Origin of the sequence: Thermocrispum agreste DSM 44070 (assembly GCF_000427905.1) — a bacterium.
GTDB lineage: Bacteria > Actinomycetota > Actinomycetes > Mycobacteriales > Pseudonocardiaceae > Thermocrispum > Thermocrispum agreste.
Genome location: NZ_ATYX01000005.1, coordinates 173,271 through 185,220, shown reverse-complemented (window position 1 = coordinate 185,220; position 11,950 = coordinate 173,271). Strand labels below are relative to the sequence as shown.

Sequence of the window (11,950 nt, the reverse complement as noted above, 5' to 3'; positions counted from 1 at the left end):
GCGGCCGGTCGCGTCCGCGCTGGCCACCGGGGCCGCGTTCGGCCTGGTCCTGCAGCGCATCGAAGGCCGGCGAGCGGGCCGTGCCTGCGGGCGGCGTCGCCGGCTACTTCTTCACCGCCATGGTGAGCCCGTCGGCCACGGTCAGCAGCACCACGTCCACCCGCGTATCGGCCGCGACATGGGCGTTGAACGCGGCGATGTGCTCGGTCATCGGGTTGCCGTCCGGGTCCGCTCCCGGCACGACCCGCCCGCTCCACAGCGTGTTGTCCGCCAGCACCACGCCGCCGCGGCGCATACGCGGGACCAGCTCCTCCCAGTAGTCGATGTAGGACTCCTTGTCCGCGTCGATGAAGGCCAGGTCGATGATCGGGGCCCTGGGCAGCGACGCGAGCGTCTGCCTGGCCGGGGCGATCCGCAGCTCGATGCGGTCGGACACCCCGGCCAGCTCCCAGTGCTTGCGGGCGATGGCCGTCCACTCCTCGCTGACGTCGCAGCACAGCATCCGCCCGCCGTCGACGAGCCCGCGGGCGATCGCTAGCGACGAATACCCGGTGAACGTCCCGACTTCGACCGCGTAGCGCGCGGACATCACGCGCGCCAGCAAGGTGAGGAACACGCCCTGATCGACCGAGACCTGCATGGTGGCCGCATTGCCGGTCGCGCGTGCCGTTTCCTCGATGAGCGACCGCTGCACGTCGTCCGGCTGATTGCTGTGTGCGAGGACGTAGTCGTGCAGCTGCGGCGTGATGTTCAGCGTGGGTCGCGGCGCCATGCTTGGACCCTACTGCCGGATGCGGCCGTCCAGCGGTGGTCCTTCCGGATGAAGTGCGCCTCCGGCGGGCTGCGGTGCACGATGACGACGTCGCGCGCCAGGGCTCGGTGGGTCAGCGCCGAGTGCGCTTGGGCATCATGTCGTAGAGGTTGTTCCGTTGCTCGGCGTCCTGACGGCGCCGCTGACCGGCGACTTCGGTGATGAAGTCCTCGAAGTCGAACTCACGGCTGGGGACCTGCCGCCGGTGCACCCGCCTGGCCAGGTGCGAATCGACCACGCGAGCGATCTGCCGCATGGCGACCGCCTGCGGGCTCTGCGGCGCGTAGGTGGTCACGGGCATGCCCCGCTCGGCCGCCTCGTTCACCACCACGCCCATCGGAACGTGCGCCAGGATCGGCATGCCGACGCCCTGGAAGGCCCGCAGCACGGCTTCCGAGTAGGCGCTCAGCGGCCTGCGGTACAGCCCGGGCACCAGCCCGAAGTACTCGATCGGCGGGCGGTCGATGCGCTGCTCCAGGTGCCGCACCTGCTCGGTGAGCAGCCGCACCGCCCGGATGCTGGTGCGGTCCGGCTGCACCGGCACCAGGACGCCGTCGGTCGCCGCCAGCGCGTTGTTGGTGAGCAGGTCCAGCGCGGGCGGGCAGTCGATGATCACGTGCTGGTAGTCGGCGAACTGCAGGACCCTGGCCAGCTCCCACGGGGCGACCCGCAGCCGGTGCTGCCGCCGGATGAGGTCGAACATCGCCCGCGCGGTGGGCACCACGTGGAAGCACCCGCCGGGGCCGATGTTGCTGCGCTGGTGGGGGACGGCGAGCTCGGAGATCGGCCCCTTCCACATCTTGGTCAGCGCCATCGGCAGGCACGGCCGTCCTGGCGGGACCTCAGGCAGGCCGAGGAACTCGGTGGTGGCGTGTCCCTGGGGATCCAGATCGATCAACAGCACTCGGCGGCCCTGCTCGGCCAGCGCGGCGGCGACGCCCACCGACAGTGCCGTCTTGCCGACCCCGCCCTTCTGGTTGACCACCGAGGTGACTTGCATCGTCACGTTCGTCCGCTCTCCCTCACGGTGACAGCACGTGCTGACCCGCTCACAGCTGAGGTTAACGACGCTAGTTGATCACGTGCGCGCGTGGGTGATCCAGCCAGGCCGGTCAGTCGGCGCGATCGAGCGCCGTCTCGGTGCCGAGGTCGAGCGCGGGCCAGCCCGGGTAGGCAGGCGGGGTTCCGCCGAAGGCCGGGCAGTGCGCCTTGTGGTCGCACCAGTCGCACAGCTTGCTCTTCGACGGGCGGAAGTCGCCGGTCTCGCCCGCGCGCAGGATCGCGCGCCAGATCGCGCCCAGGGTCCGCTCGAACCGCACCAGCTCCGCCTCGTCGGGGGAGTAGGCGAGCGCTTCGCCGTCCTTCAGGTAGATCAGCTTCAGCTGGCGGGGCACCACACCGCGCAGCCGCCACAGCGCCACGGCGTAGAACTTCATCTGGAACAGCGCCCGCATCTCGCCGACCGCCCGCGGCGCGGCACCGGTCTTGTAGTCCACCACCCGCAGGTCGCCGGTCGGTGCCACGTCCAGCCGGTCGACGAACCCGCGGAGCAGCAGGCCGTCGCCGATCTCCACCTCGACCCGCAGCTCACACGCCTCCGGCTCCAGCCGCCGCGGATCCTCCAGCCGGAAATAGGTGTCGATCAGCTTGCCGGCCGACTCCAGCCACGCGGTCTCCGGAGTGACCTCGTCCTCGTGGAACACCCGTGCCAGTTCGGGCTGCTCGGCGGCGAGCTTTTCCCATGCGGGCACCAGCAGCGCCTTGGCGCGCTCGGGCACCCGCTCGGCGGCGGGCAGCGAGAACAGCCGCTCCAGCACCGTGTGCACCAGGGTGCCGCGGACCTGCGCCGGGGTCGGCCGTTCCGGCAGCTTGTCCACCACCCGGAACCGGTACAGCAGCGGGCACTGCTTGAAGTCGCCTGCCCGGGACGGGGACAGGGCGGGCCGGCGGACGGTGCCTGCCGCCTCCGGCGTCCCAGCGCGGGCGGGCTCTGCCGAGTCCGTGGCGGTGATCATGCGACGACCATAGGGCAGGGCGCCGACGAAGTGGCGCCCCGACACGGATCCGTTGCCGGCTCGTGGCGGGAGCGACCGGAGCCTGCTGGGGACCGGCCGGGCGTGGCGGGCGGGCCGAGCGGTGGGAATTCGCCCGGGCCGGCCGGGCGTGGCCGACGGGCCGAGCGGTGGGGAATTCGCCGGGTTCGCGCGTTCACCCCGGCCCCACACCGAGCGATCTAAGCTCGGAACATGGCACCGCAGCGGACACCACCCGGCACGCCCTACGGCGTGCGGCCGGCTGTGCCCGCCGAACCCGGCGAAGGGCTGCGGTTGTTCTCGGTCACCGGCGTGCCGGTGTTCCTGGCGCCGTCCTGGTGGGTGGGCTCGCTGGTGGTCGTCCTGCTGTATGCGCCGCTGGTCGAGCGCCTGCTGCCCGGTGCCGGTGCGGGGCTGTCCCTGGCCCTGGCTGCCTCGTTCGCGGTGCTGCTCGGGGTGTCGGTACTGGCCCACGAGCTGGGGCACACCCTGGTGGCGGTCCGGCTCGGCATGCCGGTTCGCCGCCTGAAGCTGTATCTGCTCGGTGGTTTGTCCGAGGTGGTGCGCACGCCGCGCAAGCCGAGGGAGGAAGGCCTGGTCGCGGCGGCCGGCCCGGTGGTCTCGCTGATCCTGGCGGGCGGGTTCGGGCTGTTGCTGCTCGTGGTGCCGCCGGGGGCGAGCTGGCTGCTGGTGGCGCAATGCGCGGTGGCCAACCTGGCCGTCGCGGTGTTCAACGTGCTGCCCGGGCTGCCGCTGGACGGCGGACGGATGCTGCGTGCCGGGGTGTGGGCGCTGACCGGGCGCCGTGCCATCGGAACCAGGGCGGCCGTCGTGGGCGGGTGGCTGGTCACCGTGGTGCTGGCCGGCTGGGCGGTCTGGGGGCTGATGGAGGGCAGCCAGGACCGGTGGCTGCGCCTCGCGGTGAGCGTGATCACCGGCTGGTTCGTGGTCACCGGGGCGCATGCCGAGCTCGTCGGCGAGCAGCAGCGGCGGCAGTGGCCGGCCGAGCTGGACGTGCGCAAGGTGATGCGTCCGGTGCTGCAGCTGCCCGCGGAAAGCCCGGTGTCGGCCGCGTGGGAAGCGTCGGCCGGACGAGGCGTGGTGCTGGTCCGGGCCGACGGGGTGGCCGCCGGCCTGCTCGACGGCTCGGCCGCACGCAGGCTGGCCGAGGAGACGCCGAACGCACCCGCCGAGCTGGCGGCCGAGCCGGTCCGCCCGGAATCGGTGCTGCTCGTCTCCGAGCCGGGTGACGAGATCGCCGCACGGGTGCGCGAGACCCCGGCGGTGCAGTTCCTGGTGGTGGACGACGACGGCAGGCCGGTGGGCGTCCTCCGGCGCGAGGACGTGCGTGCCGCCATGCTGGCCGATCGGGGCGCCTGACGCCGGGCTAAGTAGGCTGCTGCGGCGATGAACGAGGACGCGGCTCGCGGGTGCTTCCACCCCGGCGACAGAGTGCAGCTGACCGATCCCAAGGGGCGCAAGTACACGGTCGTGCTGAACAAGGGGGACGCCTTCCACACTCACCACGGCGTGATCGCGCACGACGACCTGATCGGCCTGCCGGAGGGGTCAGTGGTCACGTCCAGCGGTGGCACGGCGTTTCTGGCGTTGCGACCGCTGCTGGCCGACTACGTGCTGTCGATGCCGCGTGGCGCGCAGGTGATCTACCCCAAGGACGCGGCGCAGATCGTCATGTGGGGCGACATCTTCCCGGGAGCGCGCGTGCTGGAAGCCGGAGCCGGATCCGGTGCCCTGACCTGCTCGCTGCTGCGCGCGGTCGGCCGCGACGGCGAGGTCATTTCCTACGAGGTGCGCGACGACCACGCCAAGCACGCCGAACGGAACGTGGCGCGGTTCTTCGGCGAGATGCCGGAGAACTGGACTTTGCATGTCGCCGACGTCAGCACACACAGCGGTGACGTGGACCGTGTCATTCTCGACATGCTGGCCCCGTGGGACGTGCTGCCGACCGTGGCCGAGAACCTCGTTCCCGGCGGTGTTCTGGTGGTGTACGTGGCCACGGTGACACAGCTGTCCCGGATCACCGAGGCGCTGCGGGAACAGCAGTGCTGGACCGAGCCGCAGGCGTGGGAGACGCTGCAGCGGCCCTGGCACGTGGTCGGTCTCGCGGTGCGGCCGGAGCACAAGATGCAGGCGCACACCGCTTTCCTGCTCACCGCACGGCGGCTGGCCGACGGGGTGACGCCGCCGCCGGTACACCGGCGCCCGTCGGCCAGCCGGTAGCCCGCGCGCGGCCGGGTGCCTGGGTCTTCGTCGCTGACGCGGCCGCCCGCCGGGACGGTAGCCCGCGCGCGGCCGGGTGCCCGTCAGCCAGCCGGTAGCCGCGCACGGTCGCGGAGGTTCCACCGGAGAAGGCGCAGGCCCCGGAGCCGTCGGCGTCCGGGGCCTGCGGCCGCTACTTCGTGCGTCCGGGGGCCTGCGGGCGTTACTTCGTCACGCACCAGCCGCTGCTTTCCTTGCGCAGCGGCATCTTGCCGTCGAGGCTGGTGCCCTTGTTGACGATGTCGACCGGGACCTTGGCGGTCGTGCCGGTGATTTCCGGGTCTCCGGTGATGGTCATGGTGATGTCCGGCGCCTTGCTGAAGTCGACGTTGTGGAGTTCACCGGCGTCGGAACAGAGGGTCGTGACCAGGCGGTCCTTGTCCTTGGCGTTGAACGCGGAGACGAAGGTCTGCGCCACCGACATCACGGCGGCCGACTCCGCCCCGCCGCCCGCCGGGGGCACGTCACCACCGGGAGGCACGTCGCCGCCCGGCACGTCACCCCCGGGCAGCCCTCCCGGGGTCTTGATGTCGGGCTTCGGGGGCACCTGGCCGCTGGAGCCGGAGGCGGTCGTGGCCGGCGCCGCGACGTTGTCGTCGCCGTCCTTGCCGTCGTCGTCGGAGAGGAAGAACCCCGGCTTCCAGAATCCGGTGATCCCGACCGCGGCGAGGATCACCACCACCGCGACGACCACCCCGACGATCGCGCCGACGTTCTTCTTCGGCGGTTCGCCGCCCGGCTGGCCGGGGATCGGATAGGCGCCCTGCGGGTACGGCGGCTGCGGCGGGTGGCCCGGCTGTTGCGGCGGCCAGCCCTGCGGCTGGCCGTACGGCCCCTGCGGCGGGTAGCTCATGGTGACCCCTCCTGCGTTGTGTCGTGGTGCACATCCCGGCGCGTCGGGGATACCCCGCCGGCACCGCACAGCGATCGCACCAGCCGGCAGTCGGTCCGGCCGGATGAGACGAGGCGAAGACGTGCCGACCTGTCGGTCGATCACGCGACGCGCTGTCCGTGATCACAAGCGTCTGTGCACTCTACGACGTTTCCGGGGCCGGGATGGATCCGGGCGGGAACCGTCGGGTTTCGGACGGCGTCGTCGCACCAGGGCATGCGGCGGCGGAACCCGGCCACCTGCCAGGCGCAATCGTCCGCCTCAGCCGATGGACGAGGCGCACCAGCCGTCGCCTTCCTTGCGGAAGTTCAGCGTGCTGGTGCGTTCCCCGGCCGGGCCGGACACCTTGACCGGAATGGTCGCGCGCTGGCCGTTGATCGTGGCGTCACCGGCGATGCTCCACCGGATGCCGTCCGGGAACGAGTCGTAGTCGGACTGCCGCTCGTTCTCCGGATTGCACGACACCGTCTTGACTTTCGCGGAGTTCTTGGTGTTCAGGCCCTCGATCACCGTGGTGGCGATCTGCTTGACCCTGACGATGTCCGTCGCGGGGCCGCCGTCCAGCGGATGCGCCGGCCCCTGGCCGCCCTGCAGCGTCGGGCCGGTGCCTGCGCCGCCCGCCTGGCCGTCCTGCTGCTGGCCGGACTGAGCCTGGCCGGTGCCGGGCTCGTCGCCGAGGAAGAATCCCGGCGCCACGAACCCGGTGAACAGCACGACGCCGGCCACCACGGCGACTGCGCCCGCGGTGATGCCGATCAGGCGACCATTGCGCGGCGGCTCGTCCTCCGGGTACTCGTCGCCGATCTGGCCGGGGCCGTACGGGGCATAGGGATCATCCGGCCGGTTGCCGCTGCCGGTGGGCGGGCAAGGATGACCGTAGGGCCCGTAGTGCGGCTGTGCACGGTGAGGCTGCTGTTCGTACGGCTGGGCGGGCTGCTGCGCGAAAGCCGGCCCATACGGACCGGCGTGCCCGTCGTACGGTCCACCATGCTGGACGTCGAACCCGCCGCCGTACGGTTGCTGCCGGTACGGGTCTGCCGGGTGTGGTGGGTAAGACATGGCGCCCCTTGTCTGTCTGTCCGACCCCAGTGGGAACCTTCCTCCCTGCGTCGCCAACCGCCTCCAACAAGCGTTACCGAATGTTATCCAGCCGGTGTCCGAATGCAGTGAAATCGGCGCGTGCGGCCACCGCGGGTGGCCGGAAAGGCACCAGCCGCACCGGTTCGGACCAATGATCGATCGGACCGTTCCATGGTTCCGGCGCGGACATTGCCGGTGCGTGAACGGTCGGTAGCCGTGAGGTGTCGTCGGCTCTACCGCAACGGAGGATTGCGGGTCAGCCGATGATCACATTTGCGACTCGCCGGGCCGATTCCTTCTCGTGGAACCCCTTTGCATGTCGCCGCTCGTCGGTACCGTGGTAATCGAGAACGCAAGGAGGTGCCGCATGCACAACGAGCGCCCAGGGGGCCGGCACGAGGAGGACGGCGGCCTGACGGAACACGCGGAGACGGCCGGCGACACACCGGCGGCGGCCGGGGAGACCGACGGTGCGCTCAGCGGCGAGCAGGCCCGCGAGGTCAGGTACCTGCAGGAGGAAGCGTCCAGGCTGCGCCGCAGGGCGGCGTCGGCGCCGGACTCCGACCGGGTCCTGGAACAGCGACTGGCCGAGGCGTCGGAGCGGATCGCCCAGCTGACCGAGCGCAACGCCAAGCTGGTGGAGACGTTGCGGGACGCCCGCAGCCAACTGATCGCGTTGCGCGAGGAAGTGGACCGGCTTGCCCAGCCGCCGAGCAGCTACGGCACGTTCTTGCGGGCATTCGACGACGGCACCGTGGACGTGTTCACCTCGGGCAGGCGGATGCGCGTGGCGGTGTCGCCCACGATCGACGTCGAACAGCTCAAGCGCGGCCAGACGCTGCGGCTGAACGAAGCGCTGACGGTGGTGGAGGCGGGCGACTTCGAGCGCACCGGCGAGGTGTGCACGCTGCGCGAGCTGCTGCCCGCAGCCGCCGACGGCGAGGCGGAGCGTGCCCTGGTGGTCGGCCATGCCGACGAGGAGCGGGTGGTCTGGCTGGCCGATCCGCTGGTCGACTCGGAGACCAAGCTCAGGCCGGGTGACTCGCTGCTGGTCGACCTCAAGGCCGGGTACGCCTACGAGCGGGTGCCCAAGTCCGAGGTCGAGGACCTGGTGCTGGAAGAGGTGCCGGACGTCAGCTACGAGGACATCGGCGGCCTGCAGAAGCAGATCGAGCAGATCCGCGACGCGGTCGAGCTGCCGTTCCTGCACGCCGACCTGTACCGCGAGTACCAGCTGCGCCCGCCGAAGGGCGTGCTGCTGTACGGCCCGCCCGGCTGCGGCAAGACGCTCATCGCCAAGGCGGTGGCGAACTCGCTGGCCAAGCAGGTAGCCGCGGGCAAGGGCGGCAACCCGAAGGAGGCGAAGTCCTACTTCCTCAACATCAAGGGCCCGGAGCTGCTGAACAAGTTCGTCGGCGAGACCGAACGGCACATCCGGATGATCTTCCAGCGGGCGCGGGAGAAGGCGTCCGACGGCACGCCGGTGATCGTGTTCTTCGACGAGATGGACTCGATCTTCCGTACCCGCGGCAGCGGGGTGTCCTCGGACGTGGAGACCACGATCGTGCCGCAGCTGCTGTCGGAGATCGACGGTGTCGAGGGGCTGGAGAACGTCATCGTCATCGGGGCGTCCAACCGCGAGGACATGATCGACCCGGCGATCCTGCGGCCCGGCAGGCTCGACGTGAAGATCAAGATCGAGCGGCCGGACGCGGAAGGCGCCAAGGACATCTTCTCCAAGTACCTCAAGACCGGCCTGCCGATCCACGCCGACGACCTGGCCGAGTTCGGCGGCGACGAGCAGGCGTGCCTGGACGCGATGATCCAGCACACCGTGGAGCGGATGTACGCCGAGACGGAGGAGAACCGCTTCCTGGAGGTCACCTACGCCAACGGCGACAAGGAAGTGCTGTACTTCCGCGACTTCAACTCCGGTGCCATGATCCAGAACATCGTGGACCGGTCGAAGAAGGCGGCCATCAAGTCGGTGCTGGAGACCAACCAGCCCGGCCTGCGGGTGCAGCACCTGCTGGACGCCATCGTGGACGAGTTCGCGGAGAACGAGGACCTGCCCAACACCACCAACCCGGACGACTGGGCGCGCATCTCCGGCAAGAAGGGCGAGCGCATCGTCTACATCCGGACGTTGGTGTCGGGCAAGAACCAGGACGCCGGCAGGGCCATCGACACGGCCACCAACACCGGCCAGTACTTGTGACGCTCGGCGCGGGGCACGCCCCCACGAGCAGTGTTGTCGGAAGGTCGGAGGGCGCCCGGCACGCGGTTCGGACCGCGGCCGGGCGCCTTCTTCCTGCCGCGGCTGGCGCAGGTCGGCACGGTGGGATGCGGGAAGCGGCCGCGGCCTGACACGGGTTTGCTCGTCCGCCGGACGGACGGCGTCGTGCTGCCGTTCGACCGCGTGACTGGGGCGGTTTCGGGTCGTACGGGCTCCCGGTCGGTTCCCTTGCCCGTCAAGGCGGCCGCCGTGCCCCAGGTGCAGGCTCGAGCCCGGGAGCCCGGTCGTGTCTCGGCGCTACCGGGTTTCGGTCGGCCTGTGCTCGATGGCAGGCGCGATGCGCGTCCACAGGCCTCGTCCAAGGGGCGGCGGAGTGTTCAAGCCAGGGCTACCGCCGCTGAGCGGGGGAAGGCAAGTTCGAGCCACGGCTGCCACCGAAGGGCAGGGGAGCAGTGGGACGCGAGCCACAGCTGCTGTTCACGGGGCGGTGACCGCTGAGGTTCGAGCCGCACCTGCCGTCCGAGGGGGAGAGTGACCGGCGGGTGAGAGCGGTCGCACGGCGGGGAGCGGCGGGATGCGCGCCACGGTTGCTGTCGGACGGGAGAGTGACCAGCGGGATCCGAGCCACCCAGCCTGCACCGGTATCCGCCACGTGCGCCGAAGAGACTCCAGCCCGGGCGCCTACCTCTGCGCTTGCGCCCCGCCATGGAGGCACGTCGCCCCGCCACGGCGGTGAGCTCTCTGCCTCGTACATGGCGAACCGCCCGCCGGCCCGCGTGGTCGCGAGCCGGCGGGCGGTGTCGGCACACCGGAATTCGGACAGGAATCAGATCGTCATGCGCGCTGCCACAGTGCCGGAACGTTCGGCGGCTCCCAGCCGGTCAGCGCCGTGTGACCCTGCAGGCAGACGTAGGTGACACCGTCGTAGGTGACCTTGTCGCCGGCCTTGTAGGTCGTCCCTGGCTGCCATGCCTGGACGGTCCCGTCGCCGTCGTCTCCGCCACCGTTGTCGCCGTCACCGCCGTCGCCGTCGTCATCGTCATCGTCGTCCCCGTTGCCGGGGTTCCCCGGAAGACCACCGGCCAGTGCGGCGATCAGCTCACCGTTGGCGGTGTCGCCGCTGAGTTCCCAGAAGAACGCTCCGCCCAGGCCCTGGTCGCGGACGTAATCCATCTTGCCCGCGATGGTCTGCGGCGTGTCGTAGCTCCACCACTCCTGGCCGCAGTGCGCGTACGCGGTTCCGGCCACCTGCCCGGTCGGCGGGCACTTGGTCTTGAGCACCTTGTAGTCCTCGATGCCCTGCTCGTAGGTGCCCGGAGCGGGGCCGGAGGCGGAACCGCCGGGAGCGGACTGGGACACGCCGGTCCAGCCGCGGCCGTAGAAGCCGATGCCGAGCAGCAGCTTGTCCGCCGGGATGCCCTTGCCCTTGAGCTTCTGGATCGCCGCGTCCGAGTTGAAGCCCTGGGTCGGAATGCCGTCGTAGCTGGTCAGCGGTGAGTGGGGAGCCGTCGGCCCCTGTGCCTCCCATGCGCCGAAGAAGTCGTACGTCATCACGTTGTACCAGTCGACGTACTGTGCCGCGGCGGCGTAATCGGCGGCGTCGATCTTGCCTCCCGGGGACGCGTCGGCGGTGATGGCCGCGGTGACCAGGTTGTCCGGACCGAACCTGTTGCGCAGCGCCCGCATCAGGTTGGCGAACGCTTCCGGGCCGCTGTCGTCGCAGGTGTCCCCGCAGGCGTTCGGGTACTCCCAGTCGATGTCGATGCCGTCGAACACGTCGGCCCATCGCGGGTCCTCGACCAGCCGGTAGCAGGACTCGGCGAAGGCCTCGGGGTTCTTCGCGGCCTCGCCGAACCCGCTGGACCAGGTCCAGCCGCCGAACGAGTAGAGGATCTTCAGGTGCGGGTACATCTGCTTCAGCTTGCGCAGCTGGTTGAAGTTGCCCCGCAGGGCGCCTTGGTCCCAGGTGTCCGGCTGGCCGTCCACGCTGGACGCGGCGTCGTAGAACTTGTCGTAGTCGGCGTAGGCGTCACCGATCTGGCACTGGCCGTTGGTGACGTTGCCGAACGCGTAGTTGATGTGCGTCAGCTTCTCCGCCGACCCGCTGGTGTGGATGTTCTTGACGTGGTAGTTGCGCTGGTAGACGCCCCAGTTGACGAAATACCCCAGCCGGACGCCCGCCGCCGATGCGGACGGCGCCGACGCGGTGCCCTCGTTCTCCGATGCGCTGACCGGCCCGGCGAGCATGCCCGCCGTGGTGAGCCCAGCGGCCGCGAGTGCGAGCAGCCGCCATCGCTTTCTGGACATCCCGGTTCCTTCCGATAGCAGGGGTGTGTGGATCGGAAAGCGCAGCACGGGCCCGACGCTGCTCACGCTGTGTGACCTGATTCACAACGTATTAGGTAACAATACTTCCAGTTTTCGCGATGGTCCAGATCAAACGTGAAAACTTCTCGCTAAAGTTCTGTGTCAAGGACCGTGACCAGGCGAAACGCCGGTGCAGCGGGAAAGGTCGGTACTTCCGACCTGATCCAAGTGGTCCGTACGGGCAATCCGAGTGGCGACGAGCCGGAGCCGGAGGGCGCTGGGCGACGCGGCCTCACGCAGACGTTCGA

Annotated in this window: 9 protein-coding genes and 1 pseudogene; 3 read left to right on the top strand and 7 right to left on the bottom strand. The window is 70.3% G+C overall.

The features are described 5' to 3' along the window. Positions 1–103 precede the first annotated feature (103 nt). The 3 genes from YWY_RS0100835 to YWY_RS0100825 form a co-directional block, all read right to left on the bottom strand. Complete coding sequence (locus tag YWY_RS0100835; protein ID WP_028846067.1) at positions 104–772, bottom strand: O-methyltransferase; 669 nt, start codon at positions 770–772, stop codon at positions 104–106. A gap of 112 nt (positions 773–884) precedes the next feature. Then, a complete protein-coding gene (locus tag YWY_RS0100830; RefSeq protein WP_028846066.1) occupies positions 885–1,811 on the bottom strand; it encodes a ParA family protein in 927 nt (308 codons plus the stop codon). A gap of 112 nt (positions 1,812–1,923) precedes the next feature. Further along, complete coding sequence (locus tag YWY_RS0100825; RefSeq protein ID WP_038044213.1) at positions 1,924–2,826, bottom strand: RecB family exonuclease; 903 nt, start codon at positions 2,824–2,826, stop codon at positions 1,924–1,926. A gap of 231 nt (positions 2,827–3,057) precedes the next feature. Here YWY_RS0100825 and YWY_RS0100820 point away from each other — a divergent pair, with 231 nt between their 5' ends. Together YWY_RS0100820 and YWY_RS0100815 are read left to right on the top strand one after the other, a co-directional pair. After that, entirely contained in the window at positions 3,058–4,224 is a 1,167-nt protein-coding gene (locus tag YWY_RS0100820) for a site-2 protease family protein (protein WP_425426096.1), read from the top strand. Between the two features lie 27 nt (positions 4,225–4,251). Then, on the top strand, positions 4,252–5,088 hold the full coding sequence (locus YWY_RS0100815) for a tRNA (adenine-N1)-methyltransferase (RefSeq protein ID WP_028846063.1): 837 nt from the start codon (positions 4,252–4,254) through the stop codon (positions 5,086–5,088). A gap of 202 nt (positions 5,089–5,290) precedes the next feature. Here the strand turns inward: YWY_RS0100815 and YWY_RS22995 are convergent, their stop codons facing one another. Both YWY_RS22995 and YWY_RS22990 read right to left on the bottom strand, forming a co-directional pair. Beyond that, a complete protein-coding gene (locus YWY_RS22995; RefSeq protein ID WP_028846062.1) occupies positions 5,291–5,980 on the bottom strand; it encodes a hypothetical protein in 690 nt (229 codons plus the stop codon). Between the two features lie 300 nt (positions 5,981–6,280). After that, positions 6,281–7,078 (bottom strand): hypothetical protein, encoded by a 798-nt coding sequence (locus YWY_RS22990; RefSeq protein ID WP_028846061.1) that lies wholly within the window; start codon positions 7,076–7,078, stop codon positions 6,281–6,283. A gap of 388 nt (positions 7,079–7,466) precedes the next feature. Here YWY_RS22990 and arc point away from each other — a divergent pair, with 388 nt between their 5' ends. Next, the gene (gene arc / locus YWY_RS0100800) at positions 7,467–9,317 is read left to right on the top strand and encodes a proteasome ATPase (protein WP_028846060.1); all 1,851 of its coding nucleotides are present in this window, start codon (positions 7,467–7,469) and stop codon (positions 9,315–9,317) included. A gap of 852 nt (positions 9,318–10,169) precedes the next feature. On the opposite strand, the gene YWY_RS24845 is transcribed toward arc, so the two are convergent. Together YWY_RS24845 and YWY_RS19540 are read right to left on the bottom strand one after the other, a co-directional pair. Next, on the bottom strand, positions 10,170–10,421 hold the full coding sequence (locus tag YWY_RS24845; RefSeq protein ID WP_342665085.1) for a carbohydrate-binding protein: 252 nt from the start codon (positions 10,419–10,421) through the stop codon (positions 10,170–10,172). Further along, positions 10,416–11,642, bottom strand: a pseudogene (locus tag YWY_RS19540) (glycoside hydrolase family 18 protein); the annotation flags it as partial. The gene YWY_RS24845 and the pseudogene YWY_RS19540, both read right to left, overlap by 6 nt. Between the last annotated feature and the right edge of the window lie 308 nt (positions 11,643–11,950).